The 25,740-nt window shown below is 52.0% G+C and carries 30 protein-coding genes; 14 read left to right on the forward strand and 16 right to left on the reverse strand.

From position 1 onward, the window contains the following. Positions 1-8: 8 nt before the first annotated feature. The 6 genes from otsA to JTA15_RS09295 all read right to left on the reverse strand — a co-directional run bounded on the left by otsA (position 9) and on the right by JTA15_RS09295 (position 6,832). A complete protein-coding gene (gene otsA, locus JTA15_RS09270) occupies positions 9-1,433 on the reverse strand; it encodes an alpha,alpha-trehalose-phosphate synthase (protein WP_014170680.1) in 1,425 nt (474 codons plus the stop codon). Then, the gene (gene otsB, locus JTA15_RS09275; protein WP_014170681.1) at positions 1,408-2,211 is read right to left on the reverse strand and encodes a trehalose-phosphatase; all 804 of its coding nucleotides are present in this window, start codon (positions 2,209-2,211) and stop codon (positions 1,408-1,410) included. Before otsB ends, otsA begins: the two co-directional genes overlap by 26 nt. A gap of 176 nt (positions 2,212-2,387) precedes the next feature. Continuing rightward, on the reverse strand, positions 2,388-3,368 hold the full coding sequence (gene araH, locus JTA15_RS09280) for an arabinose ABC transporter permease AraH (protein ID WP_014884358.1): 981 nt from the start codon (positions 3,366-3,368) through the stop codon (positions 2,388-2,390). 14 nt (positions 3,369-3,382) lie between these two features. Further along, positions 3,383-4,897, reverse strand: coding sequence for an L-arabinose ABC transporter ATP-binding protein AraG (gene araG / locus JTA15_RS09285; protein ID WP_032678442.1), 1,515 nt, complete (start codon positions 4,895-4,897; stop codon positions 3,383-3,385). A gap of 71 nt (positions 4,898-4,968) precedes the next feature. Next, positions 4,969-5,958, reverse strand: a complete 990-nt coding sequence (gene araF, locus JTA15_RS09290; protein WP_020883371.1) for an arabinose ABC transporter substrate-binding protein AraF — start codon at positions 5,956-5,958, stop codon at positions 4,969-4,971. Between the two features lie 316 nt (positions 5,959-6,274). Then, positions 6,275-6,832: a DJ-1 family glyoxalase III gene (locus tag JTA15_RS09295; RefSeq protein WP_049023835.1), complete on the reverse strand. Its 558-nt coding sequence runs from the start codon at positions 6,830-6,832 to the stop codon at positions 6,275-6,277. 506 nt (positions 6,833-7,338) lie between these two features. On the opposite strand from JTA15_RS09295, the gene JTA15_RS09300 reads away from it, so the two are divergent. After that, the gene (locus JTA15_RS09300; RefSeq protein ID WP_020883369.1) at positions 7,339-7,842 is read left to right on the forward strand and encodes a non-heme ferritin-like protein; all 504 of its coding nucleotides are present in this window, start codon (positions 7,339-7,341) and stop codon (positions 7,840-7,842) included. 176 nt (positions 7,843-8,018) lie between these two features. After that, complete coding sequence (locus tag JTA15_RS09305; RefSeq protein ID WP_020883368.1) at positions 8,019-9,362, forward strand: anaerobic C4-dicarboxylate transporter; 1,344 nt, start codon at positions 8,019-8,021, stop codon at positions 9,360-9,362. A gap of 49 nt (positions 9,363-9,411) precedes the next feature. Here JTA15_RS09305 and JTA15_RS09310 read toward each other — a convergent pair whose 3' ends face one another. The 3 genes from JTA15_RS09310 to JTA15_RS09320 form a co-directional block, all read right to left on the reverse strand. Further along, entirely contained in the window at positions 9,412-9,663 is a 252-nt protein-coding gene (locus tag JTA15_RS09310; RefSeq protein ID WP_014170688.1) for a DUF2766 family protein, read from the reverse strand. Positions 9,664-9,772: 109 nt separating this feature from the next. Beyond that, entirely contained in the window at positions 9,773-9,856 is an 84-nt protein-coding gene (gene azuC / locus JTA15_RS09315; RefSeq protein WP_014832437.1) for a stress response protein AzuC, read from the reverse strand. A gap of 150 nt (positions 9,857-10,006) precedes the next feature. Then, positions 10,007-10,645 carry an RpiB/LacA/LacB family sugar-phosphate isomerase gene (locus tag JTA15_RS09320; protein WP_219373144.1) on the reverse strand — a complete coding sequence of 213 codons (639 nt, stop codon included), beginning with the start codon at positions 10,643-10,645 and terminating at the stop codon, positions 10,007-10,009. 247 nt (positions 10,646-10,892) lie between these two features. On the opposite strand from JTA15_RS09320, the gene JTA15_RS09325 reads away from it, so the two are divergent. The 3 genes from JTA15_RS09325 (at position 10,893) to ftnA (ending at position 14,188) form a co-directional block, all read left to right on the forward strand. Next, positions 10,893-13,046 (forward strand): HD domain-containing phosphohydrolase, encoded by a 2,154-nt coding sequence (locus JTA15_RS09325; protein WP_255580208.1) that lies wholly within the window; start codon positions 10,893-10,895, stop codon positions 13,044-13,046. Between the two features lie 103 nt (positions 13,047-13,149). Further along, complete coding sequence (yecR, locus tag JTA15_RS09330) at positions 13,150-13,488, forward strand: YecR family lipoprotein (protein WP_020883365.1); 339 nt, start codon at positions 13,150-13,152, stop codon at positions 13,486-13,488. Between the two features lie 202 nt (positions 13,489-13,690). Then, the gene (gene ftnA, locus JTA15_RS09335) at positions 13,691-14,188 is read left to right on the forward strand and encodes a non-heme ferritin (protein WP_014170693.1); all 498 of its coding nucleotides are present in this window, start codon (positions 13,691-13,693) and stop codon (positions 14,186-14,188) included. A 53-nt stretch (positions 14,189-14,241) separates the two neighbouring features. On the opposite strand, the gene JTA15_RS09340 is transcribed toward ftnA, so the two are convergent. Continuing rightward, a complete protein-coding gene (locus tag JTA15_RS09340; RefSeq protein WP_032678445.1) occupies positions 14,242-14,583 on the reverse strand; it encodes a hypothetical protein in 342 nt (113 codons plus the stop codon). A 247-nt stretch (positions 14,584-14,830) separates the two neighbouring features. Here JTA15_RS09340 and tyrP point away from each other — a divergent pair, with 247 nt between their 5' ends. After that, positions 14,831-16,042 carry a tyrosine transporter TyrP gene (gene tyrP, locus JTA15_RS09345; RefSeq protein WP_032680759.1) on the forward strand — a complete coding sequence of 404 codons (1,212 nt, stop codon included), beginning with the start codon at positions 14,831-14,833 and terminating at the stop codon, positions 16,040-16,042. Between the two features lie 31 nt (positions 16,043-16,073). On the opposite strand, the gene JTA15_RS09350 is transcribed toward tyrP, so the two are convergent. Continuing rightward, positions 16,074-16,742, reverse strand: a complete 669-nt coding sequence (locus JTA15_RS09350) for a YecA family protein (RefSeq protein ID WP_219373145.1) — start codon at positions 16,740-16,742, stop codon at positions 16,074-16,076. Positions 16,743-17,167: 425 nt separating this feature from the next. Between JTA15_RS09350 and JTA15_RS09355 the strand changes: the two genes are divergently transcribed. The 5 genes from JTA15_RS09355 to JTA15_RS09375 all read left to right on the forward strand — a co-directional run bounded on the left by JTA15_RS09355 (position 17,168) and on the right by JTA15_RS09375 (position 22,175). Further along, entirely contained in the window at positions 17,168-18,289 is a 1,122-nt protein-coding gene (locus JTA15_RS09355) for a branched-chain amino acid ABC transporter substrate-binding protein (RefSeq protein WP_020883361.1), read from the forward strand. 100 nt (positions 18,290-18,389) lie between these two features. After that, positions 18,390-19,304, forward strand: a complete 915-nt coding sequence (locus tag JTA15_RS09360) for a branched-chain amino acid ABC transporter permease (protein ID WP_025203827.1) — start codon at positions 18,390-18,392, stop codon at positions 19,302-19,304. An 11-nt stretch (positions 19,305-19,315) separates the two neighbouring features. Beyond that, on the forward strand, positions 19,316-20,590 hold the full coding sequence (livM, locus tag JTA15_RS09365; RefSeq protein ID WP_219373146.1) for a high-affinity branched-chain amino acid ABC transporter permease LivM: 1,275 nt from the start codon (positions 19,316-19,318) through the stop codon (positions 20,588-20,590). Next, a complete protein-coding gene (locus JTA15_RS09370; RefSeq protein WP_014170700.1) occupies positions 20,587-21,462 on the forward strand; it encodes an ABC transporter ATP-binding protein in 876 nt (291 codons plus the stop codon). The genes livM and JTA15_RS09370 overlap by 4 nt, the downstream gene beginning before the upstream one ends. Further along, positions 21,459-22,175 carry an ABC transporter ATP-binding protein gene (locus JTA15_RS09375; protein ID WP_014170701.1) on the forward strand — a complete coding sequence of 239 codons (717 nt, stop codon included), beginning with the start codon at positions 21,459-21,461 and terminating at the stop codon, positions 22,173-22,175. Before JTA15_RS09370 ends, JTA15_RS09375 begins: the two co-directional genes overlap by 4 nt. A gap of 103 nt (positions 22,176-22,278) precedes the next feature. On the opposite strand, the gene cspF is transcribed toward JTA15_RS09375, so the two are convergent. Beyond that, a complete protein-coding gene (gene cspF / locus JTA15_RS09380; RefSeq protein WP_025203826.1) occupies positions 22,279-22,491 on the reverse strand; it encodes a cold shock-like protein CspF in 213 nt (70 codons plus the stop codon). Positions 22,492-22,776: 285 nt separating this feature from the next. On the opposite strand from cspF, the gene JTA15_RS09385 reads away from it, so the two are divergent. Further along, on the forward strand, positions 22,777-22,995 hold the full coding sequence (locus JTA15_RS09385; protein WP_014170702.1) for a cold shock domain-containing protein: 219 nt from the start codon (positions 22,777-22,779) through the stop codon (positions 22,993-22,995). 297 nt (positions 22,996-23,292) lie between these two features. Here JTA15_RS09385 and JTA15_RS09390 read toward each other — a convergent pair whose 3' ends face one another. Then, positions 23,293-23,463, reverse strand: a complete 171-nt coding sequence (locus tag JTA15_RS09390) for a YnfU family zinc-binding protein (protein ID WP_305961753.1) — start codon at positions 23,461-23,463, stop codon at positions 23,293-23,295. 125 nt (positions 23,464-23,588) lie between these two features. Here JTA15_RS09390 and JTA15_RS21785 point away from each other — a divergent pair, with 125 nt between their 5' ends. Together JTA15_RS21785 and JTA15_RS09395 are read left to right on the forward strand one after the other, a co-directional pair. Continuing rightward, positions 23,589-23,783 (forward strand): hypothetical protein, encoded by a 195-nt coding sequence (locus JTA15_RS21785; RefSeq protein ID WP_032669962.1) that lies wholly within the window; start codon positions 23,589-23,591, stop codon positions 23,781-23,783. A gap of 57 nt (positions 23,784-23,840) precedes the next feature. After that, the gene (locus JTA15_RS09395) at positions 23,841-24,068 is read left to right on the forward strand and encodes a hypothetical protein (RefSeq protein WP_014170703.1); all 228 of its coding nucleotides are present in this window, start codon (positions 23,841-23,843) and stop codon (positions 24,066-24,068) included. A gap of 192 nt (positions 24,069-24,260) precedes the next feature. On the opposite strand, the gene fucR is transcribed toward JTA15_RS09395, so the two are convergent. The 3 genes from fucR to JTA15_RS09410 all read right to left on the reverse strand — a co-directional run. Beyond that, positions 24,261-24,989 carry an L-fucose operon activator gene (fucR, locus tag JTA15_RS09400; RefSeq protein WP_219373147.1) on the reverse strand — a complete coding sequence of 243 codons (729 nt, stop codon included), beginning with the start codon at positions 24,987-24,989 and terminating at the stop codon, positions 24,261-24,263. A 56-nt stretch (positions 24,990-25,045) separates the two neighbouring features. Next, a complete protein-coding gene (gene fucU, locus JTA15_RS09405) occupies positions 25,046-25,468 on the reverse strand; it encodes an L-fucose mutarotase (protein WP_020883358.1) in 423 nt (140 codons plus the stop codon). A 1-nt stretch (position 25,469) separates the two neighbouring features. Then, the coding region (locus JTA15_RS09410; protein WP_219373148.1) for an FGGY-family carbohydrate kinase at positions 25,470-25,740 on the reverse strand (271 nt) is incomplete at its 5' end.

A 25,740-nucleotide genomic window follows, 5' to 3' on the forward strand; every position in this document is an offset into this window, starting at 1 on the left:
GAGGAAAATCAGGCGAGTTTAGGGAATGTCGCGATCTTTTTTTGCAGATGGCCTTCATTACTCTGCGGGGCAATATCACGAAGATCGCGAATAAAACGCGCCTGCCAGTGGTTAATATCGTTCTTACGGATCGTTTCCATCATCTCGGCATGGCGGGAAATACGCTCCGTGAGCGGCATCGTCAGCGCACGGTTGAGGGCATTCGCCACGTCGTCACGATCGTAAGGGTTGACGATAAGCGCAGACGTCAATTCATTGGCGGCCCCGGCAAACTGGGAAAGCACCAGCACACCCGGATCGGCGGGGTCCTGGGCGGCGACGTACTCTTTCGCGACCAGGTTCATCCCGTCCCGCAATGGCGTAACCAGCCCGACATCCGCATAGCGGAACACTTTCATCAGGATCTTACGGTCAAAGTGTTGATTCAGATAAAAGAGCGGCGTCCAGCCCAACTGACCGTAGCGGCCATTAATGCGCCCTGCTTCCGTCTCCAGTTGGTGACGAATATCCTGATAAGCCTGCACTTCACCGCGCGAGGTGGGCGCTATCTGCGTATAGCGGATTTTACCGTGATGCTGCGGATACTTCTCCAGCAGCGTTTCATACGCCAGGAAACGTTCCGGCAGCCCTTTGGAATAATCAAGACGTTCCACCGAGAAGATATTCTTCACATGCTTGAGTTCATTCTTAAGCTGCGCCAGTTTGGGCGGCAGCGGACCGGAAGCCTGCTCGGCAATCTCTTCAGGTTCAATACCGATGGGATACACTTCAGTGTGGAATGTCTTGCCCCAGGCCGTATGGGTTTTCCCCCCTTTGGTCACCACTCGCGTTTTGCCGGACACAGAATCAAGGAACGCAAGTCGGTCATTCTCGGTCTGGAAGCCCAGCAGATCGTAGTCACACAGCGCATCCAGCAACTCTTCATGCGGCGGCAGCGCGGTAAAGATTTCCGGCGTCGGGAACGGAATATGCAGGAAAAAGCCAATCCGGTTATTCACTCCCCTTTTACGCAACTCTCTGGCGAAGGGCAGCAGGTGATAATCGTGGATCCATAAAATATCGTCTTCCTCGATTAAAGGCAGCAGTTTATCCGCCAGCAGCGAATTCACCCGCGTGTAGCCTTCAAAGGACTCGCGCTGGAATTTGACCAGATCCAGACGATAGTGAAACGCTGGCCACAGCACAGCATTGGAGAACTGCGAGTAATACTCGTCATAATCTTTTTCGTTTAACGCAAACGACGCCCACGTAATATTTCCGCGCGTCACTTTCTTGAGCGGTTTCTGTTCTTCACTGATTTCACCATTCCAGCCAAACCACAGCCCACCGGCGGCTTTTAAGGCACCTAATACCCCAACCGCCAGGCCACCTGCACTGGATTTTTTATCATCAGGCGGTGCAATTCGGTTAGAGACGACGACTAAGCGACCCATAATGGTTTCCCCCTTTGTTTTGCGCTATTTGTTGTTGTTGCTGGTTAGCGATGTCAGATATCCACTGCCAGACGCTGGCGACATCCGCCAGACGCCATTCGGCGACAGTCTCACCAGGCCCGACCTTGATGGCGATCCCTCCGGCCTGATTCACCACACGAAACCCTGCCTCATCGGTCAGGTCATCCCCAATAAAAACGGGCGTCCTGCCGTTAAAAGGCGGTGTCGCCATAAACGCAGCAATCGCCGCGCCTTTATTGATCCCTTTAGGTTTAAGCTCCACCACGCATTTACCCGGCTGCAGCGCCAGCTCCGGATGTGCATTTGCTATAGCGGTCGCAAGCGCAAGCACAGCCGCTTCGTGCTGCGGCGCCTGGCGATAATGCAGGGCAAAGGCCATCCCTTTGGCTTCAAGCTCCGTACCGGGCAATTCTGCCAGCGCAGACGAGAGTTGTACCTGTAGCGCCTGGATTAATGCGTCGGGGAGTGAAACGATATGCGTTTGATCATGGATGTCGCGGCGCTCCGCTCCGTGTACACCGGCCAGCGGAAAGCGATAAGGCCTGGCAAGCTGGTCCAGTTCGGCCATCGAGCGCCCTGATATCAATGCCACTGCTCCCTCAGTCATCTGCGAGAGCTGATGCAACTTCTGAAGAACCGTGGCGGGGATCGCCACCAGGTCAGGATGCGGCTTTATCTCGGCGAGCGTACCGTCGAGATCAAAAAAGAAAGCATAGTGTCCGGGCAGTACAGGCGGTGCAGTTAACAAGTCAGCCACCCTATTCCTCCTTACGGTTTACGAGAGGTAAACGCCTTTACCTCTTTCATAGCCATGTAAGTATAGACAGTGTGACGTCGCTCGCCATTTGACAACCGCCCCGCCAGCAAAACTGGCGAGGCGGTTCGGGGGTCAGCTAAGGTTATTAGTTGAGCAATATAAAGATAGGAAAAACCTCAGACGGTACGCTTCGCTTTTTGCTTGTAACGGTCGAATATCACCGCTGCCAGCAGGATCAGGCCACGAACGACGTACTGAGAGAACGGCGAAATATTGAGCAGGTTCATGGCGTTCTCTACCGTCCCCAGGATCAGGATACCGGCCACCACATATGAGATTTTTCCGATGCCGCCTTTCAGGGAAACGCCCCCCAAAACACAGGCTGAAATGACGATCAGCTCATAACCGATAGAGGTCATTGGCTGGCCACTGGTCATTCGCGATGCCAGAATAATCCCTGCGGCTGCAGAGACCAGCCCGGAGAGAACAAAGATAATAATCTTGGTACGCACAACCGGCACACCGGCCAGACGTGCGGCTTCTTCATTGCCCCCGATAGCCAGGGTATTACGGCCAAACGTGGTCCGGTTGAGCAGGAACCCGAACAGTATAAGACAGGCCACGGTCAGCCAGATTGGCGCTGGCAGCCCCAGCCAGTTAGCGTAACCAAGGGTAAAGAAGCGCTCGTCTTCAATCCCCACCGCTTTACCGTCAGAGATGATATAGGCAAGACCTCGCACAATTTGCATGGTCGCAAGCGTTGTGATCAGGGCGTTAATCTTCAGGCGAGCAATGACAAAGCCGTTCACCAGCCCGCTGAGCACGCCCAGTAACAGACCCGCCAGCACGCCAATCCACAGGCTCTCCGTCATGTTGATTACCACAGCCGTGGTAACGCCGGCACAGGCAATAACCGAGGCCACCGACAGGTCAAAATCGCCCGAGGCCAGACAGAACAGCATACCGCAGGCCACCATGCCGGACATGGAAATGGCCAGCCCCAGCCCTTTCATATTAATAAAAGTGGCAAAATTAGGAACGAAGATCGCACAGGCGACAAACAGGGCGGCAAAGACCACCAGCATGCCGTACTGATCCCAGATTCGGCCAAAACTGAACGCCGACTTTGGCGCTCCGGATGTAGTAACAGAGGACATCATTAACTCCTTACTCAGGCGACAGCCTGGCTGACTTTAGGCATGGCGAGATTCAACGCCTGTTGTTCATTCGCCTGTTCATGAAGCAATTCACCGGCAATTTCACCTTCACGCATGACGACAATGCGATCGGCGACGCCAAGCACTTCAGGCAGATCGCTGGAGGCGAAAAGCACCGCCACGCCGCGTTTTGCCAGTTCATAGATCACGTTATAAATCTCGTGTTTTGCCCCCACATCGATACCGCGCGTCGGTTCGTCCAGTAAAATGACCTTCATATCCTCCGACAGCCAGCGGCCCAGAATGGCCTTCTGCTGGTTGCCCCCGGAAAGATTCATGATCAGCTGTTCCGGTCCCGGCGTTTTGATATTGAGTGAACGAATGTGGTGATCGGCATTGCTCGATTCCCAGCTATCGTTGATCAGGCATCCTGCGCGGATAAATTTGCGACGGGCGGAGATATTGATATTGTCACGCACCGAATGCACCGGAATAATCCCCTCCGCTTTGCGATCTTCCGGGCAGAGCATCATGCCTGCCTTAATCGCGTGGGCGGGCTTCTGAATATCCACCGGTGCGCCGTCAATAGACACCACGCCCTCGGTAATGCGCGTGCCGCCGAACAACCCTTTCATTAATTCGCTACGCCCTGCACCCACCAGGCCGAACAGCCCGACGATTTCACCGCTGCGTACCGATAACGAAACCGGCATGCGTACTCCCGGCGCTTTTACATTATCCAGTCGCAGGCGTTCAGGGCCGTACTCACGCGGTTTCCAGTGGTAAATGTCCCCCAGATCGCGTCCGACCATCGCCTGGACAAGCTGGTCATGGTTCACCTGCGCCATGTCGCTAAAGGTGCGCACATAGCGGCCATCTTTAAACACGGTGATGGCGTCGCTCAGGGCAAATATCTCTTCCATACGGTGCGAAACATACAAAATCGTGCGGCCTTCCTGGCGCAACTCCCGGATCACGCGGAACAGGTTTTCGATTTCACGTGCGGAAAGCGAACTGGTGGGTTCGTCAAAGGCAATAATTCTGGCGTTACGCGCCAGAGCCTTGGCAATTTCAACCATCTGCCACTGGCCGATGGAGAGGTATTTCAGCGGCGTCTGAGGATCGACGTCCAGCCCAAGATGTTTAAGCTGCAGCCCTGCTTCATAATTAAGTAGCGAACGATTAACCACGCCGCTTTTGTGCGGGAGCTGTCCTAAATAGATGTTCTCGGCCACGGTCATCTCTGGGATCAGGTGCAGTTCCTGATAGATAATGGCCACCCCGGCATTAAGCGCCGCCGTGGTATCAGCAAAAGCCACCTCTTCGCCACGAATGGCCAGTGTGCCGGTCGTAGGGGAATAGTTGCCGCTGAGGATTTTCAACAGCGTGGATTTTCCCGCGCCGTTTTCACCCATCAGGGCATGAACCTGGCCGGCATAGCAGTCGAAACTGATATCGGTCAGCGCGTTAACACCGGGGAACGTTTTCCCGATGCCGCGAAATGAGAGATACGGATCAGACTGTCGCATAACGTCTCCGTGATTCCTGTAGTGTGTACGTCTGGCCCCTCATGGTGAATGAGGGGCGCAATCACAGCGTATTACTTACCGCCCAGTCCTTTTTTCGCCAGTTCCTCTTTGAAGTTGTCGCGGGTAATCAGCACCACGTCGGTCACTTCAGTAAATTTCGGCGGTTCAGCCCCTTTGGTCACCCAGTTGTAGAGCATTTCACTGGATTTGTAGCCGTGTACGTCCGGGCTTGGCAGCAGAGAGCCGTAGAAGCCGGTCGCCTGCGCTTTGGACAGTTCGCTGACGGCGTCAACGCCGTTGATACCGATACCGATCACATCCGGAGCTTTAAAGCCCTGACCTTCTGTCGCACGCACGCCACCCAGCACGGTGTTGTCGTTCATACCGACCACCAGCCAGTGTTTAACTTCCGGGTGTTGAACCAGCATTGAGTTCGCGGCGTCGAACGCGCCGGGGATATCGTTGGATTTGGTAGGCACTTTATAGATCTGTTTTTCCGGGAAGCCGGCGGCTTTCAGAGCGTCCATGGAACCGGTAGTACGACGACGTGCAGTATCCAGCTCATCAGCCGTGATGGCCATGACGCCCGTCTCTTTTACATCCCAGCCGCGCTTTTGCATCTCTTTATAGAGTTCCTGACCCTGGCGCTCACCAATTTTGGTCGCGGCCATCATTACCAGCGGCACGGTGTCCATTGGCTTGCCTTTGGCATTGACGAACTGATCGTCAACGGCAATAACCTTCATGTCGTAACCGCGCGCTTTAGCCGCAATTGCCGACCCCAGTTTTGGATCGGGTGTACAGATAACGAAACCTTTCGCACCGCTGGCCGCCAGGCTGTCGATGGCGTTCAGAGTTTTTTCACCGTCAGGCACGGCGATTTTAATGACGTCAAAACCTAAATCTTTTCCGGCTTTATCGGCGAATTTCCACTCAGTCTGGAACCACGGCTCTTCTGGCTGTTTTACCAAAAAACCGAGTTTTAAATTCTCTGCGATAGCGGATTGTGACATAACAGCAGCCAGACCAACGGCCGCCAGCGCTTTAGTAAATTTGTGCATGGTAAACTCCAGCTTTAGCATTCTTTTCTGTAGGGAATATTTGCGTGCTTCTTATTTAATCGGACTTAAAACAAGGCATTAGCGCTTACCTCGTCATAAGCGTTATTGCTGGTGATAGTTTTAGCGGGAAATTAATCATCCATAAGAGAGCGCCATCACACCGCAGAATTACAGTAATTGCGTACATAAATTCAGCGGAAAATGACATAAAAACGGCAGGAATTGTCGGACAAATGAAACGGGGTTAAGCAGAATTATCCATAAGATCAGCTAAGAAGTCCCTGAGCGCCGGACGCTCTAGCATCCGGCGGGAAATTTACCAGGCGTAATAGATGTGGTCAGCGTGATCGCGAACGGGCGTTTCGTCACCCAACAGTCGAGCAGCCAGGGCCAGCGCAAAGTCAAAAGCATGACCAAGACCTTTGCCACTGAGCAGGTTTTTATCCTGGACGACCGGTGCATCCACATATTCACCGTCTTTTACCGTCTCCCATAAATCCCCGGAGCAGACGTAGCGACGCCCCCGAAGCAGCCCATTTCCCCCCAGCACGCGCGCCGCTGCTGAACAAATAGGGCAAATCAGCTTTCCGCGCGCGTCATGTGCAGAAATAAAACGGATAACCTGCGGATCCGCGGCCAGATTTGCGCTGCCCTGGGGTCCCCCGGGTAGAACAATCGCATCGTAAAGCGAATCACGGCGTTCTGATAAGGTGCTGTCTGCCACCATGGGAATGTTATGGTAACTGACCACTGCACGCGACTGCGCGCAGGCCAGAGTTTCCACGTCGATGTTCAGCCGGCGCAAAATATCAATGGTGATAATCGCCTCTGCTTCCTCAAAACCGGGTGCCAACAGCACCGCAACCTTTGCCATCATAGACCTCAATGATTGAAACAAGATAAAACAGTGTTTCATTTTTACACAATCATTAAGAACAATCTTGCACAGCGATCACACACTCGCCTTTTTGCGATAAATTGATTTAGCGCAATTTTATTCCTCAAAATATATCCTGATTGATTGATCTGTTTTTCACATCGTCACAGAAGATTCTGTTGCCTTAATATTTTCACTCTTGAAAAAACGAGACAAACAATACACAAACACATAAAAATCAATTAGTTATTAATGTGTTAATTTATATCCACCTGTTTTCATTTCTGTACTATATTAAATTTTGTAATGTATGGTAAACACAGCCTAATTAAGAGTTTTCTTAGACAGAATACAAGGGTATGCTTATTTATATCGAACACAGGAAGTGAATATTCGATCGACTTTTGTCGCCGCAGAAATGCCATTTCTGCATTCCATTAGATGTGCCTGCCGGGTCAGGTTAGCCGCGGACATCACGTCCCACAGTCAATAAGGATATGAGTATGACTACCCAAACGATGATGCAAAAACTCAATGCCCAGTTGAACCTCGAGTTCTATGCCTCGAATCTGCACCTGCATATCAGCTCGTGGTGTTCCGAAAACAGTCTCAATGGCTCTGCCACTTTTTTTCGCAGCCAGGCGCAAAGCAACGTCACCCATATGATGCGTGTTTTTAACTTCATGAAAGCCGCAGGGGCGAACCCAACCGTAAAAGCGCTTGATACGATCGACGATAACTACTCTTCTCTGGAAGAATTGTTTGAGAAAACACTGGAACAGTACGAACAGCGTTGCAGCACGCTTAACAAGCTGGCCGATGAAGCCAGAGCACAACACGACACCAAAACCCTTAAATTCTTACGCGATATGGATAAAGCGCAACAGCAGGACGGCATGCTGCTTAAAACGCTGGCGGACGAAATCCATAACGCGCAGCAGGCGGGTTTATGTCCGGAACAAACCGACCGTCATCTGCTTGACCTTGTGACAGTACAGCACCACTGATCATTTTTCCTGCTCCCGGTCAGGCGCGCTTTTCGGCCTACCGGGAGCAGGTTCCCCTTCTCGTCGCCAACCTTCTGCTTTTGCTCAGATTTAACAAATCAGATCTCGCTCTCAATGATTAACCACACAACATGTAATGATTTATTTAATTACATTATCATTGACGAGGGAGCATCATGATCACCATTGAGTTTATTGTCATCCTCCTCTGCCTGCTGACAGGTACGCGTTTCGGCGGCATGGGGCTTGGGTTGATAAGCGGTATTGGCCTTTTTATTTTATGTTTTGTCTTTGGTCTGCAACCCGGCAAACCGCCGGTTGACGTGATGCTGACCATTCTCGCCGTCATTGGATGTGCCGCAACGCTTCAGACCGCAGGCGGCCTGAACGTCATGATGCAATTTGCTGAGCGCCTGCTGCGCAAACATCCTCAACACATCACGCTTCTCGCCCCTTTTACCACCTGGATGCTGACCTTTCTCTGCGGGACCGGACACGTGGTGTACACCATGTTTCCCATCATTGCGGATATCGCCCTGAAAAAAGGGATCCGCCCGGAACGCCCAATGGCCGTGGCATCAGTGGCATCGCAGATGGCAATTACGGCCTCGCCGGTCTCCGTGGCCGTTGTGTCACTGGTCTCCATTCTGGGCGCGCAGCATGGGCTCGGCCACGCGTGGGGAATACTGGAAATTCTCGCCGTCTCGGTTCCAGCCTCACTGTTCGGTGTGGCGATTGCTGCGCTGTGGAGTTTACGTCGTGGGAAAGCGTTAGCGGACGATAAGGAGTTTCAGGAAAAGCTCAAAGATCCGAAGCAGCGTGAATTCATCTACGGCGGGACGGAAACGTTAATGAATCAACGTTTTCCAAAACAGGCCTACTGGTCCACGTGGATTTTCTTCGCTGGCATTGCCGTGGTTGTCCTGCTGGGGGCATTCCCCGACCTGCGCCCTGCATTTGAGATAAAAGGAAAAATGACGGCGTTGTCGATGAACCTTGTCATCCAGATGATGATGTTAATTGCCGGTGCCGTAATGCTGATGGCCTGCAAGGTCAATGCGTCTGCCATTTCTAACGGCGCGGTGTTTAAGGCAGGTATGGTCGCGATCTTCTCGGTGTTCGGGGTGGCGTGGATGAGCGATACCTTTTTCCAGGCGCATCTTGATGAGTTAAAGCTGGCGCTGGAAGGCGTGGTGAAAAGTCATCCGTGGACCTACGCGATTGTGCTGTTCCTGGTATCAAAGCTGGTGAACAGCCAGGCGGCAGCCCTGACGGCCGTTGCGCCTATGGGGCTGATGCTGGGAATCGACCCGAAAATGCTGATCGCCTTTTTCCCGGCCTCTTACGGCTATTTTGTCCTGCCGACCTACCCAAGCGATTTAGCCTGCATCGGCTTTGACCGTTCGGGCACAACCCGCATCGGCAAATTTATCATTAACCACAGCTTTATTCTGCCGGGATTAATTGGCGTAAGCTGCGCGTGTGCGGCGAGCTATTTACTGGTACAGACGTTCTTTTAAGGTGAGCGAAGGGCGACAAACGGTCGCCCTTTTTAGCGTCAGGCGGGCTTTAGTGAGACTCGCCCTGCGGCGTGAATCGCAGTTCAATCAGCGCGATGGCTTTCTGAATAGCGCGAAGCGTGACCGGGTCAGCCGCAGCGGGATGGCTGTTGAAATCGATATTTTTCAGCTGCGTGGACATCTTCTCGCGCACTTCAACCGGCGCAATAACGTCCAGGACATCAAGGATTTGTTTGATAACTAACTGACAGGCGACAACGTCAGACACCAGCTCCTGATCGGCGCTCAGGTTTTGTGACATGGGGCTTTCTCCTTATTTAAAGGCCGCCATAGTAACAAAACGAAGGCCCATTCATCTCCCTCTCGTCGCTTACGGGCACAAAAAAACCCGCCGAAGCAGGTTTTTTTCATCAGAACATTGCGCCCGGTGGCACGTCTTTGAAAGTGTTGCAGTAGTTAGCCCACATACTTTTCAGGATCTTGCGAAGTTTCATCAGGTAGCTCCATTAACTTGTTATACAACTTTATCGTCAATGTGCTTATAATATGACCATCGTCACAAAAATCAATATTTTTGTGACGCAAATCACAATTTCATGCTTCCTGCCAAACCTGAAAAGTGGGGCTCACGGCACCTGAAAGCGTCAGCCTACGATCCCGCGAACAAAAGCTTCGATCTCTTTGTCCTGGCAATTCTCAAAGAAGCACTGCTGGAAACGCTGACCCGAAACGGCCGTCTTCACCAGCTCGGGATCGATTGCGCGCAGCGTATCCAGATAGTTCTCTTTCACGACCGCCGCTTTAACCTGGTTCAGAATACCGGCGTTACGCACCTGCGGCTCTTTGCGCTCGGGCGGATAACCTTCACCGTTTCGACCCGTGAACGCTTTTTCAAAGATAAACCGAACGTTCAGTTCAGCCCCCCAACCGAAGCCTTTGGCAAACGGCAGGGAGAGCGCGTTACCGTTGTTGATCTGAGCAAACAGGAACGCATCCGCAGGATCAATGCAATAGCCGCAGATAACACCCGGGTGGATGTTCAGCGACATCAATGCTCCCTGCCCCGTACCGCAGCCGGTCACAACAAAATCAACGGCTTTCGCATTCAGTAAAATGCTCGCCATAATCCCCAGATGGATATAGGTCAGGTGATGGTCATTCTCGTCGCTCATGCCCACGTTATAAACCGGGAACCCTTTTTCATCGGCTACCGTTTTCAACTCTTTCAGTATCATTGGGTTTTTCGCGGCCTGGCTGTTTTCCATCATCAGTGCAATTTTCATTTCATCTCTCCTGAATGCGTGGCGGGAGATCCCGCTATGGATACCTTTACCTGTTCACCCTACTATCAAACAAACAACCTTTCAAATTAAATGAAAGGTTGTTTTAAAAAACAAAGACAGGTTCACAATTTAGCGAGAATGAGACCGTACGCCAAACGTGCATTAAAAAGTTAAAGCAAACCTGTTGCCGCTTCAGCCCGTTAGCTAGACTGCAAAAGTACACGCTAAAACCGTATGGGGTTGACCTGTGAATCAGCGCTGCCGGATGCTTCGCTCCCTCTTTCTACTCGCGTTGACGGGTCTGTTGCTTGTTTGCCCCCCTGCCCGGGCAGAAGAGCCTGTACCGGTCTGGATCTTTGATGCTAACAACTTCGAATTCTGGCGCACACCGCAAGGAGAGTGGCAGGGTTTTTATCCTGAACTGATTAAGGCCATCAATAAACAGGCGGGTACGCAGCTGCAGCTGCGGCCGCTCTCCGGAGCCGATATTAGCCAGCGTTTTGCACAAAATGAGTATGGCGTGTATGCCGGGGTATTGCGCACGGAGAAGCGAGCCAGAACCAAAATTCTCTCAGCACGTTTGTTTGATAACGACGTGGTGGCCGCCAGTCCATCGATGACGGTGACAACCGCCGAACAGCTCAGCCATGCCCGGGTGCTGTTCCGTAAAGACGACGCGACGCTCGACAGCGTGCAACAACGTTATCCCGACCTTAAATTTCGTTCTCTGCGTCTCGTCGCCACCAGCGATGAAGCTTTTCGCTTACTGAGCGACAACCAGGCTGATTTCTATATTAATGACGCTCCGGAGATGGAAAATACCCAGCGCTATTATCTGGTCTCCCGGCCCTTTCCTGAGCTACGCATTCCTGTCGTCCTCGCCTTCAGCCCTGACCTGCTTCCCCTGCGGGATAAAATCAATGCGCTAATTGGCACCTGGTATCGCAACGGCGAAATCAACACGATGCTGGAGGAGAGCAAGCGCAATTACCTGCTAAGCCGTATCACCCTGTCAGAGGAGGAGCGAACCTGGATCGCGCATAACCGCCTGCAGATTAACCTGCCCAAAAACGAGAATTTTGCCCCACTTATCTGGCGGGACAGCAAGGGCTACCACGGCACAGCCATTGATATGATTAACGACATGCGCGATTTACTGGGCATGAAGGTTGATGTCAATTTTATCGATCACTATTCGAGTCTTCCGCGACAGCAGTGGGCGGTTCGATTGATTGATATCGTTGATCGAAGCGACAGTGCGCATGCACAGGGCCGTATCGGCCCCGACATCGCCTGGCACAACGCCTATTACAATCGCAGCAGTCAGCCCTTCTTGTGGAACGAAGAGAGTATTCGCAGCCAGCGCGTCGGCGTACTCGACGGTTCGTTTGCCGCAGCCTATTTACGCCAGCGTTTTGGCAGCGATGTGATCATCGTGACCCGGCCAACCATTGACGGTCTTATCGACGCGATTGAGAACGATGAGATTGACTATATTCTGGGCGACCTCAGTTCGCTGGAGTCCACGCTTCGCGGCAACGAACTGTTTCGCGGGGTGCTGAAAGTCGCGGGGGTCACCCGCTCTGAATTTATTATTGGCCCGTGGGTGGACCCGCAGCATCCGCTCTTTCATCTGCTGACTCAGGTTCATCGCCTGTCAGAATACCGCACGCAAATAGAACGTCAGGATGAGCAGAGTTACTTACCCGATTTTTCTAAAAACACGCTGAAGATTATCAGCGTGATTTTGCTGATCGTGGCCCTGTTCAGCATCGGTATGCTGATCATGATGCGTCGCCATTTACGCCAGAACCGGATGGTTAACCGCAATATGGTGCAGGCGCTGGAGAAGGTAAACCGCGCGCACGATGACGAGACCGGCAGCCATATTCAGCGCGTCGCCCGATATTGCGGCTTAATGGCGCGTGAGCTTGGGCTTTCGCGCAAAATGACCCGTGAGATAGAACATTTTGCCTCACTTCACGATGTCGGAAAAATTGCCGTGCCGGAGCGTATTCTGCGTAAGCAAGGCCCGCTGACCCAGGACGAGTTTGCCGAGATGAAACTTCATACCGTGAAAGGGTGGCGGATTATTCAGGGCTTAGAGCTGGGCGCAGTTGCGGAGAATATTATCCATTTCCATCATGAAAAATGGGATGGCAGCGGATATCCGCAGGGGCTACGGGGAGAACAGATCCCGCTGGAAGCCCGCATACTGGCGCTGGCCGATGTGTATGATGCCCTGAGGCAAAAGCGGGTCTATAAGCCGGGATTCACACACGAGCAAGCCTGCAAAATCATTCTGGAGGGTGACGGCCGCCATTTTGACCCGCAGCTTATTGCGCTGTTTCGCCTGCATCATCTTAAGTTTAAAACCATTTTTGACAGCCTGGCCGACTAAACGGCCCGTCGCAAAGAGAAAGCGCAGATTGCCCGGCTATTCCTCGCATTGCGACTCACATCTGCAGGTACGATAACGTATTTCCACTCACTCAGAGCGAACCATGAAAAGAGTCTTCGTCGCCGGTACGATCCTGCTGCTGGCGGGCTGTAACATTAATCGCCAGGCTGAGGTCAGCACCCTGGACGCGCCAAACGGCATCGTCCGCCTCGACTACGGGCAAGCAATGCTGCAAAACGCCTATTCCGATGAGTATGTTAATAACGGCACCGCAGCTAAAGCGTGTCAGAGCATGGGGTATGCCACCGCCTCTGCCTATGGCCAGCCCATTAAAACCTGCACCCTGACCAGCGGCTCTCTGTGTCTCAATGAGAGCGTGACGATCCAGTATAAATGCATGGGCTTTGCCGTAAACCCTAAGGCAAATAACCCGTGGTATTAATCTGTGCTGCCAGTATTGACTGGCAGTGTATTTCATTACGAACAAAAACAATTCTCATTAATAAAATATWAAATCGGCAATGCGTTTTATTCCCATTCGTATTTTAAATAAAGAAATAATTATTTTACGTTTTGCAAATAATTAAATAACAAATTATAGTGTCGCTCATTGTGAACCAGAATTAATAACCCGGAGCGTCACCGTGCTGAAAACTGAAATGATCGACAAGCTCAATGCACAAATGAACCTTGAGCTTTTTTCATCCCTTCTCTACCAGCAGATGAGCGCCTGGTGCAGCTACCACAGTTTTGAAGGCGCTGCCGCCTTCCTGCGCCGCCACGCGCAGGAAGAGATGACCCACATGCAGCGTCTGTTTGATTATCTGACTGACACGGGCAGCCTGCCGCGCATCGATAACGTTGCGTCCCCGTTTGCCGAGTATAATTCGCTTGATGAGCTGTTCCGTGCGACCTATGAGCACGAGCAGCTGATTACGCAAAAAATTAACGAACTGGTTCATGCGGCAATGATCGGCCAGGATTATCCGACCTTTAATTTCCTGCAGTGGTACGTGGCAGAGCAACACGAAGAAGAGAAACTGTTTAAATCCGTGCTGGATAAATTGTCTCTGGTGGGGAAAACAGGCGAAGGTCTTTACTTTATCGATAAAGAACTTTCTACCCTCGATACACAGAAATAATATTGCTGCGGTGCTGTTTTCAGCGCCGCACTTTTTATTCTCCGCGCACAGATTTACATACACCCCGCACAGCTTGTACACCGCCAGTCCTGCGCATTGACCGCCTGGTAAAAATACCGGTAGTTAGCCGTCTCCAGCGGAATACCGGCGTCAAAAAAAACATCTGTCAGCCAGTCTACGTTTTCGATGATCCACTCATCTTCTTTTAGCCCCTGCGCAAAGGTGTCGTCCTCAGGATCGATGATCGAATAAATGGCCCAGGTGCCCATATCCTTTTCACGACGCGATTCAGGAAGCTGCAGGGCCTGGTTCTGCCAGCTGATTATCCAGTGACCATGGCACAGTAAATTACCGCCCCGGCTCCACGCCGCGGTAAAGGGATTATTTCCCGCCATCTGCCCTCACTTTATTTGAAAACTTATAGTTATTGTTTAAATTACGCCTGATTTTTCGGCAAAAATAGTGCCCTTACGAAGTAGGTATCCCCTCCCAAAGGGGCAGGTGCGGGGAAATTACTTAAAGTCGAAAAATATCGTAAATAATTCATTACACCTACTGTAACGGTCATTTGACGAGGCGGGGCTTTTCCCTTACTCTGCGCCGCAGAATTTGTCGCGATTACGAATCGTTGTAGAGGAATGCGTGAAAAACAGAACCCTGGGAAGTATTTTTATCGTCGCCGGAACGACGATTGGCGCAGGAATGCTGGCGATGCCTCTGGCTGCCGCAGGCGTTGGATTTGGAATGACACTGCTGCTCCTTGGCACGCTCTGGGCGTTGATGTGCTACACCGCCCTGCTGTTGCTTGAGGTTTATCAGCATGTGCCCGCGGATACCGGCCTGGGTTCTCTTGCGGCACGCTACCTGGGACGCTATGGCCAGTGGATAACCGGCTTTAGCATGATGTTCCTGATGTACGCCCTGACCGCAGCCTATATCAGCGGCGCCGGAGAGTTAATCGCCTCCAGCGTTAACGACTGGTTCGACGCTGATATCACGCCTTCAACGGGCGTTATCTTCTTTGCGCTTATTGGCGGGGGGGTGGTCTGTGTGGGGACTTCGCTGGTCGATCTGTTTAACCGTTTTCTGTTCAGCGCCAAAATACTGTTCCTGATTGTGATGCTGGTTTTGCTGGCACCGCATGTTCACAAGGTTAATCTGCTGACGCTGCCGCTGGAAAAAGGGCTGGCGCTGTCCGCGATCCCGGTTATTTTCACCTCGTTTGGCTTCCACGGTAGCGTGCCCAGCATCGTGAGCTATATGAACGGCGATATCCGTAAGCTACGCCGCGTCTTTATGGTGGGGAGCGCTATTCCGCTGATTGCCTATATTTTCTGGCAACTGGTGACGCTGGGGAGCATTGACGCGTCGACCTTTACCGGGCTGATGGCGGAACACGCTGGCCTGAACGGCTTTCTGCTGGCACTGCGCGAGGTAGTCACCTCCCCGCACGTTGAGCTGGCGGTCCATCTGTTTGCCGACCTGGCGCTGGCCACCTCATTCCTGGGCGTGGCGCTCGGCCTGTTTGATTACCTGGCCGATCTGTTCCAGCGTCGTAATACTGCCGCAGGACGCTTACAGACGGGGGCAGTCACCTTCCTGCCCCCTCTGGCGTTCGCGCTGTTTTACCCGCGTGGGTTCGTGATGGCGCTGGGGTATGCAGGTGTGGCGTTATCCGTGCTGGCCCTGCTGCTCCCTTCCCTGCTGGCCTGGAAGAGCCGCCAGCAGCATCCTCAGCAAGGGTACCGCGTCATGGGCGGCAAACCGCTGCTGTGCATTGTGTTTGCCTGCGGAGTGATGATTATTCTGGTGCAGTGCTTGATAGCCGCAGGGATGCTACCGGAAGTGGGTTAACAAAAAAGGGGCTGAAATCAGCCCCTTTTTATTAATGCAAACAGCAGCTCTTAAACTTCTTACCGCTGCCGCACGGACACGGATCGTTACGCCCGACCTTTGTGCCGTTAACAATCGGTTTTTTTGCTTCCGGCTGCTGTGGGTTGTCCACCCAGTAATTGTACAAACGCAGAGCCGCAGGCTGAATGCTCTCAATGCTGGCTTTATATTCGTCTTCGCTCAGCTCATCCAGCTTCTCGCTGTTCTCGTCTGTACCGTGCAGCGCAATCGCATCAAGATCGGCCTTCAGTGCTTCCGGTAAGGCTGACCAGTCCGTCAGCGCCACACCGCGCATATAGCCATAACACCACTCTTCAACAACGGTATAGCTCTCGCCGTCGACATCGTTGTAACCAAACATCGGCTCAAACTGATCCGGGTATTCGCTCAGGCGCTCAGCAATGTCGTTCATATGCTTAAAGCAGAGATCGATAAAACGGTGCATTTCACGATCGTTTTTCCAGCGCGGAATGTATTTCTCGCCACCCCACACGGCCACCAGCCAGGTATTTGGCTCAACGACAACAGGGCCGGAAAGGACTGCGGTAAGCATGCCGTCCAGTTCAGACACGTCAATCACGGACGCATCGTCATGACCGTAAGACATTAATGTCTCTTCAAGCCACGCCATTTCGCTTTCATTCAATGGGCCTTCAGTCATCGCTGACACTCCTGATAAAAAAGGAAAAGATCCTGACACATATCTCACGGCTTTCCTATCTGAAGTTTAGGTCTTTATTGCTGCAAAAACGTGCAAATCGTGACCATTGCACAACTTATGGGCTTTGTTGTTAACGATATGTGATCTCCGCTGTAATTTCATCGCGTCCCACAAGGTGCCATATCACCGCACTCTATACTCAAACATGTCACAACCCGCTCAATGGGTTAACCATTCTGGCAACGATTTTGCTTAATGTTCTTCGCGCGAACCTGCGCAGGGAAACCTCGCCGTATTATGCAGGCGTTGTCTGGATCTTGTTCGTTTAGTGCATTTTGTTCTTGCTCGTGTTTTTGGATTGGCTGCGCCGTCGGCGTCCGGGTTTACGCCGTGGTGCAAAAACCTCTTTGCTAAGGAACATAATAATGTCGCTGAAATTTATCAGAACTCCCCTTTCTCTCGTGCTGGCCGGTTGTCTGGTGACGGCATTTTCTGCGCATGCAGATATTGTCATTGGTGTGGCCGGGCCGTTTACCGGTCCAAACGCCACCTATGGCGATCAGTACTGGCACGGTGCAACGCAGGCCGCTGAAGACATTAACGCCGCAGGCGGCATTAACGGCGAGAAGATTAAGCTGGTTCAGGGGGATGATGCCTGCGAGCCGAAACAAGCCGTGGCCGTCGCCAACCGCCTGGTCGACCAGGATAAAGTCAACGCGGTGGTCGGCCATTTCTGCTCCTCTTCCACAATGCCCGCCTCCGAGGTGTACAGCGACGCGGGGATCCTTGCCATTACCCCCGGCTCCACCAACCCGCTCATTACCGAACGAGGCATGACCGATATGTTCCGCATGTGTGGTCGCGATGACCAGCAGGGCCAGGTCGCCAGCGATTTCATTATCGATAAGCTGAAAGCCAAACGTGTGGTCATCATCCATGACAAAGACACCTACGGTCAGGGGCTGGCAGACGCCACCAAAGCTGCGCTGGCGAAGCGCGGGGTTCAGGATGTGATGTATGAGGGCTTATCCCGTGGTGAGAAAGACTTTAACGCGCTGGTGACAAAAATCGGCGCGCAAAAGCCGGATGTGGTGTTCTTCGGGGGTTGTCACCCTGAAGCCGGCCCGCTGGTTCGCCAGATGCGTGAACAGGGTGTGCAGGCGAAATTCTTCTCCGGCGACTGTATCGTCAACGAAGAGATGGTGACCGCGGCGGGTGGGCCACAATATACCAAGGGTATTTATATGACCTTTGGTAAAGACCCGCGCCTGATCCCGGATGGGAAAGCGGTCATTGAGAAATTCCGCGCCGGAAAATTCGAGCCTGAAGGTTATACCCTCTACTCTTATGCCTCCGTTCAGGCCATTGCCGCGGCCTTCAAGGCCACGGGCGGTAAAGACTCGGCCAAAGCCAGCGAATGGCTGAAAGCCAATGCCGTCGACACGGTTATGGGCAAAAAAGCCTGGGACAGCAAAGGCGATCTGAAAGTGTCTGACTACGTGGTGTATCAGTGGGACGATAACGGAAAATATAAGGAAGTTCAGTAACGGGACGGAGTCACGCTCAACGCCGGCAGGTTCGCCTGTCGGCGCGTAATAAACATCAGGCTGCGCGTGCCGCGCAGCTTAAAATAACGAGCGCGCTATGATGAGTACATTCTTCCTGCAACAGTTAATAAATGGCTTAACGCTGGGCTCCGTGTATGGATTAATCGCCATCGGCTACACCATGGTGTATGGCATCATTGGTATGATTAATTTCGCCCACGGCGAAGTGTATATGATCTCCGCCTACCTCTGCGCCATTGGCCTGGCGCTGCTCTCCTTCTTCGGCCTGCAGTCGTTCCCGTTGCTTATCCTCGGTACGCTGATCTTCACGATTGTGGTGACCGGTGTTTACGGCTGGACTATCGAGCGCATTGCCTATAAGCCGCTACGCAACTCTACCCGTCTGGCACCGCTTATCTCCGCCATCGGGATGTCTCTGATTTTGCAAAACTACGCACAGCTGAGCCAGGGGCCACGTCAGCAAGGGGTGCCCACGATGCTGGATGGCGTACTTCGCCTGCATATCGGTGAGGGGTTCGTTCAGATAACCTACACCAAAGTGTTTATTCTGGTTGCCTCGTTCGCCGGCATGCTGTTGCTGACATGGATAATCAACAATACCCGGCTTGGGCGGATGTGCCGTGCGGTGCAGCAGGACCGCAAAATGGCCTCCATTCTGGGCATTAACACCGACAGAATCATTTCGCTGGTCTTTGTGATTGGCGCGGCGATGGCCGGTCTGGCGGGTGTGCTCATCACCATGAATTACGGCACCTTCGATTTCTACGTCGGATTTGTCATTGGCATCAAGGCGTTTACCGCAGCGGTGCTCGGCGGGATTGGCTCCCTGCCCGGTGCGATGCTCGGCGGGTTGATTCTGGGCGTCGCCGAGGCGCAATTTTCCGGCATGGTGAACTCAGATTATAAAGATGTGTTCTCGTTTGGCTTGCTGGTCTTGATCCTGATTTTTCGTCCTCAGGGTCTGCTTGGCCGCCCGATTGTCGCCAAAGTGTGAAGGAGAATACGATGACCTCTCACGGCTTTTCGCTTAAGCGCTGCATTCTGGACGCCATTTTTTCCGGGCTGATTGCGTTAATAATTTTTGGCCCGATTGCCGGCGTGGTGCTGGACGGATACAGCTTTAATTTCGCCGGACAGCGGCTCGCATGGATAGTAGGCATCGTGATGCTGGGCCGTTTTCTGCTGAGCGCTTTTTTAGGTACCGCTCCGGGTGCACGTTTCCAGGCACGTTTTGAAGCCGACAGCGCGGGGGTTTATGTCCGGCCGCCGGAATACAAAAGCCGCATGCGCTGGATAATCCCGCTGATTATCGCCCTTGCGATCTGCTTTCCCTTTATTGCCACCAAGTACGTTCTCACCGTCGCCATTCTTGGTCTTATCTACGTGCTTCTCGGTCTCGGGCTGAATATTGTGGTCGGTCTGGCCGGGCTTCTGGATCTCGGTTATGTCGCTTTTTATGCCATCGGCGCTTACGGGCTGGCGCTGGGGTATCAGTATCTGGGATTAGGATTCTGGAGCATGCTGCCGCTGGCGGCGATTATGGCTGCCGCGGCCGGCGCCCTGCTCGGCTTTCCGGTGCTGCGCATGCACGGTGATTACCTGGCGATCGTCACGCTTGGCTTTGGGGAGATTATTCGCCTGATCCTCAACAACTGGCTGACCTTCACCGGCGGCCCGAACGGCGTTTCTGCCCCGCCTCCCACCTTTTTCGGACTGGAGTTTGGCCGCCGTGCCAAAGAAGGAGGCGTGCCCTTTCACGAATTTTTCCAGCTGACCTACAACCCGAACATGAAATTTATCTTTATCTACACGGTGCTGTTCCTGGTGGTGATGCTGGTGCTGTATATCAAGCATCGCCTGACGCGGATGCCGATTGGTCGGGCGTGGGAAGCCCTGCGGGAAGATGAAATCGCCTGTCGCTCAATGGGATTAAATCATGTGCTGGTCAAGCTCTCGGCCTTTACGCTTGGCGCGTCGACTGCCGGCATCGCCGGGGTGTTTTTTGCCACTTATCAGGGCTTTGTCAACCCGACATCGTTTACCTTTTTTGAATCGGCGCTGATCCTGGCGATTGTGGTGCTCGGCGGTATGGGCTCAACGCTTGGCGTGGTGCTGGCGGCGTTTGTGCTCACGGTGACGCCGGAGCTGCTGCGCAGTTTTGCCGAGTACCGGGTTTTACTGTTTGGCATGCTGATGGTGGTGATGATGATCTGGCGTCCACGCGGGTTGATCCGCATTAACCGCAGCGGGTTTGCCGTGCGTAAGGGCGTAGCGCCATGAACGGAACGATATTAAGCGTTGAACATCTTATGATGCATTTCGGCGGGATCAAGGCGTTAAACGACGTCAACCTGGACGTGCAGCGCGGTTCAATTACTGCGCTTATTGGCCCAAACGGCGCGGGAAAAACCACCGTCTTCAACTGCCTGACCGGTTTCTATAAGGCTTCCGGCGGCAATATTTTCTTCAATACGCGCAATAAGACGACCAACGTCATTCAGATCCTCGGGCAAAAATTCCAGCCAGGAGACTGGATCCACCCTGCGCAGTTTGGGCAACGCCTGTTCTACAAAATGTTCGGCGGCACTCACCTGGTGAACCGCGCCGGACTTGCGCGCACCTTTCAAAATATTCGTCTTTTTCGCGAGATGTCGGTCGTGGAAAACCTGCTCGTGGCCCAGCACATGCGCGTCAATCGCAACCTGCTGGCTGGCGTATTCAATACGCCAGCGTACCGACGGGCGGAAAACGACGCGCTGGACAGGGCCTTTTACTGGCTGGAGGTGGTCGATCTTGTAGAGTGCGCCAACCGCCTGGCGGGCGAGATGTCGTACGGTCAACAACGGCGCCTGGAGATCGCGCGGGCCATGTGCACCGGCCCGGAAATGATCTGTCTGGATGAACCCGCCGCCGGGCTGAACCCGGTAGAGACACATAAGCTGAGTAACATTATTCGTTTTCTGCGCGACAACCACGGCATAACGGTATTACTGATTGAGCACGACATGGGGATGGTGATGGAAATATCGGACGACATTATTGTGCTCGACCATGGCGATGTGATTGCCCGGGGGAAACCTGAGCAGATCCAGCATGACGAAAAGGTGATTGCCGCCTATCTGGGCACCGATGAAAGCGAGGTCACTCTATGAATGAGCCGCTGCTGGCATTTCGCGAGGTGGATGTGTTCTATGGCGTGATTCAGGCGCTGAAGCAGGTATCCCTCGAAGTGCATAAAGGGGAAACGGTGGCGCTTATCGGCGCGAATGGCGCGGGTAAATCGACATTGCTGATGTCTATTTTTGGCCAACCGCGTATTCGTAACGGGCAGATCCTGTTTTGCGGCGAAGACATCAGCCATAAATCTACCCACTATGTGGCCTCCGGCGGCATAGCGCAGGCACCCGAGGGGCGGCGTATTTTTCCGGATATGACGGTTGAAGAGAACCTGCTGATGGGGACCATTCCTGTCGGCAATCAATTTGCCGCCGACGATATGCAGAGCATGTTTGAATTGTTCCCGCGCCTCAAAGAACGCCGTAAACAGCGAGCCATGACCATGTCCGGCGGAGAACAGCAAATGCTTGCCATCGCCCGCGCGCTAATGAGCCGCCCTAAACTGCTACTGCTGGATGAACCCAGCCTGGGTCTGGCGCCCATAGTGGTTAAGCAGATCTTCCAGACGCTGCGCGAGCTGGCTCGCAACGGCATGACCATTTTTCTGGTAGAGCAAAATGCGCATCATGCTCTGAAGCTTTCTGACCGTGGCTACGTCATGGTCAACGGGCAAATTCGCCTCAGCGGCAGCGGCGAGGAGTTGCTGGGAAACCAGGAGGTAAGAAAAGCCTATTTAGGCGGAGTGTAATTCATACGCGTGTCATACGCGTGTCGCGCATAAATGTAACTATATGTCAGGCGATACGACGCGGGTGATTCAATTTACCGCTATTAACATCTTCGCTGATAATTTATGAAAGATAGACATTTGCGGCCATCGGTCCGCTGAGTCCGTTGATACGACAGAACTCAACGCGAATCCCGGGAAGGAGCGTTTCTTTTTCGTTGTTATTAAAGGCTGAAATGTGGAGAAAAACGTCCTTTCGACCATCTGAAGGGATGATTAGGCCTTTGCCACTGTGCATATCAAAACTTTTGACAATTCCTGTCATTTTACGAGACAAATAAGATCCTCTTAGAAAACATGCATTAACTATACACACAAATTAATTTTAAGCTAATGCAGCGTGACACTTTTTATGTGAGCCTTCCGGAAGGCTAAAATAAAAATTGCTAATTCTCCCTCCTCATGCATTAATGAAGTCGTTGGTTTAATCCACACACGAGCGTAAAAAATTTTACCCGGCAGTCCTCATAACCAGGCGCTATCGCTGATATCCCCTCCTTTTGAGTCCATACGTTTAATATTATACGTTTCTTAGCATTTCAAATACTCACAAGGAGTCTGCATGTCTTCAAGAATTATAGGTTTGGTTAAGTGGTTTAACGAAGATAAAGGTTTCGGTTTTATCTCTCCTGTCGATGGCAGCAAAGATGTGTTTGTGCACTTTTCTGCTCTGCAGGGTGATGATTTTAAAACTCTCTTTGAAGGCCAGAAGGTCGAATTTGCTATCCAGAGTGGCGAAAAAGGCCCTGCTGCTGCAAGCGTAATACTTTGCGATAGATAAAGTTATCACGGACCCGCGATCACGATGATGGATTTTTCCTGAGTAGACGGGTCCTGGATTAGAAGGCTTTTTCTGAGCAACAGGTCAGCATATTTTTCTCGTAGAAAGAGTGTGCTGACCGATGTGATGAAGTGCAGGTCTGCTGCACGAAGAGTCTTAAAGCAGAAGCGAGCTGCTTGTAAAATATCAAAGTGCGTAAGAGGTCAGGCAACCTCCAAAAGCATCACTTCTTCAATGTTGATTTGCCAAATGAGATCGTCTGTAAAGACGCAAATACATCATCTGGCAAATGCATTTTTAGAATTTTTGAGCGGTTTTGAAAAGAGTGCTGCAGTGTGGGCAGACAAGTTGAGCCCCTTTTTGTACACGGCTGAAACTATGCTCAGAGTCTTTTGAACAGTTTGGACATGGACATTTTACTAAGTAATTGCGACGGAATTGTGTATTTTTACGTCCTGACATAGGCATCTCCTGATTTAAACGACTGTCACCATACACGTTCACGAAGATGATTGCTTGCTTTTATTTCCGAATGATTGCAAAAACCAAAGAAAGTACAAATGCAACGTTTTTTCGAAAATTAAATACCGCTAATGTTAAAAAAGGTAAATGATATCAACTTAAATATTCACTTCAGATGCCCATGTTGTCATGGCTCCCAATACAGAACGTCGATTTTTGATGTGTCTGAAAAAAATCCGTATGGCGCTAAATGCATTTTCTGCAAATCGACGATGACATTCGCAGACAGACCTGACAGCCAGACAAAAATTTTCGCGCCGTCCTGATTCCCCTCGCCTTCACAGAGAAGGTGCTTAAGCAGATAACGACCAACAAGGTGAGATATGAAGAAAGTCATCGTCTTTTTCAATGGTAAACCGAGCAATGTTGTCACCGTGCTTAAGGGTATTACATCCATACGGCAGGAATATCCGAATGGTGAAGCGATAAACCTGCAGATAATGTCCGCAGGTTTTCCTTCTCTGACCGGCGATCATGAAGTGGTATATGTGGCGTCGGACAGGGAGCTGACTTCTCAGGAAATTCTGGATGCGGCTAAGAAATATTTATAATTATTCTGAATGTATGGCTGTTCTTGTAGATGCCCTTATTTAAGGGTAATCCCCTTCTTATTTGTGCTGCTAACATCTTTTGTTTACCCTCCCCCGCGTTAAAAACCTTATACGGAATGAATAATACGTTAACGCTATCGCGAACAAACACATCCCTAATAGACTTAATTGCGTCATAATATGTCAGGTGGCTTATTGTCTCAGCCCTGACTCATTCAGTTGTGTGTCAGACACAATATGCGTTACCTCATCCAGGTGCCCAATTCTGGCCTCCCCTGAACGATTAAACTTACTCTTATCTATCAACAATAAAGACTGTGAAGCACGCTTGAGTAGCAGCGATTTGAAGCCAGCGTTGACCCTGTTGGAATCCCACAACCCTCCATGACTGTCTATCCTTTCGCAGGAGAAGATAAACAGGTCGATGTCCAGCAGTTTGAGTTGTGAAATCAACGAGGGGTTAACGTAGCAGCCATACTTACGCTCGAGTTTACCGCCGGAGCTAATAAGTTGAATCTGTTCACGTTTGCCCAGTTCCAGGCAGATGGGGTGACTGTTAGTAAAGACCTGAATATCGATGTCAAGCAGTTGACGCGCAAGATACCAGCAGGTTGAGCTGGCATCCAGGGCAATGACCATCCCGGCTTCAATCCACTCCAGCGCTTCTCTGGCGATATCCGCTTTATGCGTGAAGTGGCTCTTAAGGCGAATATGAAAAGGATCACCGCTGTCCTGGTTTTCCCGGTGAATATATTTCGCCCGACCGTGGTTGCGCAGCACTTTTCCCTGCGCCTGCAGTTCGCTGAGATCGCGGCGAATGGTCTCTTTACTGACGTTAAGCTGGGTGGATAAAACGTCCATCGTCAGACTATGATGATGAATCAACAGGTCGATTATCGTTTGCTGACGTGCCTCTTTCATTTTTTCTCACCCATCATTCGATACACGCCCGCGCTGGCGGGCGCACCGGCATGAGATTACGGCGTTACCCCCTTTTTTAAAAGAATATTCCCGTATTTAGCACACTCCCCTGTGACAACGATCGCAAAGGATTTTTTGGCACGTGCGTAAAACGCATAGCGGTCAATGCGGGTAATTGCCGGACAGGGTGCCTGACGTGAAAGCGCATCGCGATAGCGAGCCTCAACACGGGGATCGAGGGAGTCACCCTCAACCGCAGCCATCATCACCAGTGGCGGCGCGTAGCTGTCGAGCTCAAACAGCGGGATAATCGCATGCAGCAATTCGCTGACCTTTAGCCCATCGGCGCGTATAACCTGCGGCCCCATACTGTGGGCGGGGAAATGGGCATCAGAAAAAATAATCTCATCGCCGTGGCCCATTTCGGCCAGGACTTTCAGTAGTTCAGGTGATATTAACGGTGAAATCGTTTTTAACATCTCAAACTCCCTCGATCGGTGCAGATTCGGTTTCCGGAAAGAAGTAGCGGTACTGATAATGCATCTGCGCTCTGGCGTGTTCCGGGCTCGTGAATTCTCCGACCCCGTACCAGCCAAACAGGGCTGCCCCCGCGACAGTGGTTTCTGCATCATCAAGTACCTTGATGGGGATGCCGAGCATATTGGCTTTGATCTGGTTCCACAGCATGTTACGGCTGCCACCGCCGACCAGCAGCAGTTCAGTCGCATTGAAGTGACCGTTCTTTTCCAGC

This window comes from Enterobacter sp. BIDMC 29 (assembly GCF_019378755.1).
GTDB lineage: Bacteria > Pseudomonadota > Gammaproteobacteria > Enterobacterales > Enterobacteriaceae > Enterobacter > Enterobacter ludwigii.

Bases quoted from the DNA above. Each gene is read 5' to 3' on its own strand.
- JTA15_RS09390 (WP_305961753.1), bottom strand. From the start codon at position 23,463: ATGCCTATGTCAGGACGTAAAAATACACAATTCCGTCGCAATTACTTA.
- JTA15_RS09310 (WP_014170688.1), bottom strand. From the start codon at position 9,663: ATGTCACAAAACCTGAGCGCCGATCAGGAGCTGGTGTCTGACGTTGTC.
- livM (WP_219373146.1), top strand. From the start codon at position 19,316: ATGACCTCTCACGGCTTTTCGCTTAAGCGCTGCATTCTGGACGCCATT.
- araF (WP_020883371.1), bottom strand. From the start codon at position 5,958: ATGCACAAATTTACTAAAGCGCTGGCGGCCGTTGGTCTGGCTGCTGTT.
- JTA15_RS09370 (WP_014170700.1), top strand. From the start codon at position 20,587: ATGAACGGAACGATATTAAGCGTTGAACATCTTATGATGCATTTCGGC.
- JTA15_RS09300 (WP_020883369.1), top strand. From the start codon at position 7,339: ATGACTACCCAAACGATGATGCAAAAACTCAATGCCCAGTTGAACCTC.
- fucR (WP_219373147.1), bottom strand. From the start codon at position 24,989: ATGAAAGAGGCACGTCAGCAAACGATAATCGACCTGTTGATTCATCAT.
- fucU (WP_020883358.1), bottom strand. From the start codon at position 25,468: ATGTTAAAAACGATTTCACCGTTAATATCACCTGAACTACTGAAAGTC.
- JTA15_RS09385 (WP_014170702.1), top strand. From the start codon at position 22,777: ATGTCTTCAAGAATTATAGGTTTGGTTAAGTGGTTTAACGAAGATAAA.
- JTA15_RS09375 (WP_014170701.1), top strand. From the start codon at position 21,459: ATGAATGAGCCGCTGCTGGCATTTCGCGAGGTGGATGTGTTCTATGGC.
- araH (WP_014884358.1), bottom strand. From the start codon at position 3,368: ATGTCCTCTGTTACTACATCCGGAGCGCCAAAGTCGGCGTTCAGTTTT.
- araG (WP_032678442.1), bottom strand. From the start codon at position 4,897: ATGCGACAGTCTGATCCGTATCTCTCATTTCGCGGCATCGGGAAAACG.
- JTA15_RS09360 (WP_025203827.1), top strand. From the start codon at position 18,390: ATGAGTACATTCTTCCTGCAACAGTTAATAAATGGCTTAACGCTGGGC.
- JTA15_RS09350 (WP_219373145.1), bottom strand. From the start codon at position 16,742: ATGACTGAAGGCCCATTGAATGAAAGCGAAATGGCGTGGCTTGAAGAG.
- JTA15_RS09305 (WP_020883368.1), top strand. From the start codon at position 8,019: ATGATCACCATTGAGTTTATTGTCATCCTCCTCTGCCTGCTGACAGGT.
- JTA15_RS21785 (WP_032669962.1), top strand. From the start codon at position 23,589: ATGTTAAAAAAGGTAAATGATATCAACTTAAATATTCACTTCAGATGC.
- azuC (WP_014832437.1), bottom strand. From the start codon at position 9,856: ATGAAACTTCGCAAGATCCTGAAAAGTATGTGGGCTAACTACTGCAAC.
- JTA15_RS09395 (WP_014170703.1), top strand. From the start codon at position 23,841: ATGAAGAAAGTCATCGTCTTTTTCAATGGTAAACCGAGCAATGTTGTC.
- JTA15_RS09340 (WP_032678445.1), bottom strand. From the start codon at position 14,583: ATGGCGGGAAATAATCCCTTTACCGCGGCGTGGAGCCGGGGCGGTAAT.
- JTA15_RS09355 (WP_020883361.1), top strand. From the start codon at position 17,168: ATGTCGCTGAAATTTATCAGAACTCCCCTTTCTCTCGTGCTGGCCGGT.
- JTA15_RS09295 (WP_049023835.1), bottom strand. From the start codon at position 6,832: ATGGCAAAGGTTGCGGTGCTGTTGGCACCCGGTTTTGAGGAAGCAGAG.
- otsA (WP_014170680.1), bottom strand. From the start codon at position 1,433: ATGGGTCGCTTAGTCGTCGTCTCTAACCGAATTGCACCGCCTGATGAT.
- yecR (WP_020883365.1), top strand. From the start codon at position 13,150: ATGAAAAGAGTCTTCGTCGCCGGTACGATCCTGCTGCTGGCGGGCTGT.
- JTA15_RS09320 (WP_219373144.1), bottom strand. From the start codon at position 10,645: ATGAAAATTGCACTGATGATGGAAAACAGCCAGGCCGCGAAAAACCCA.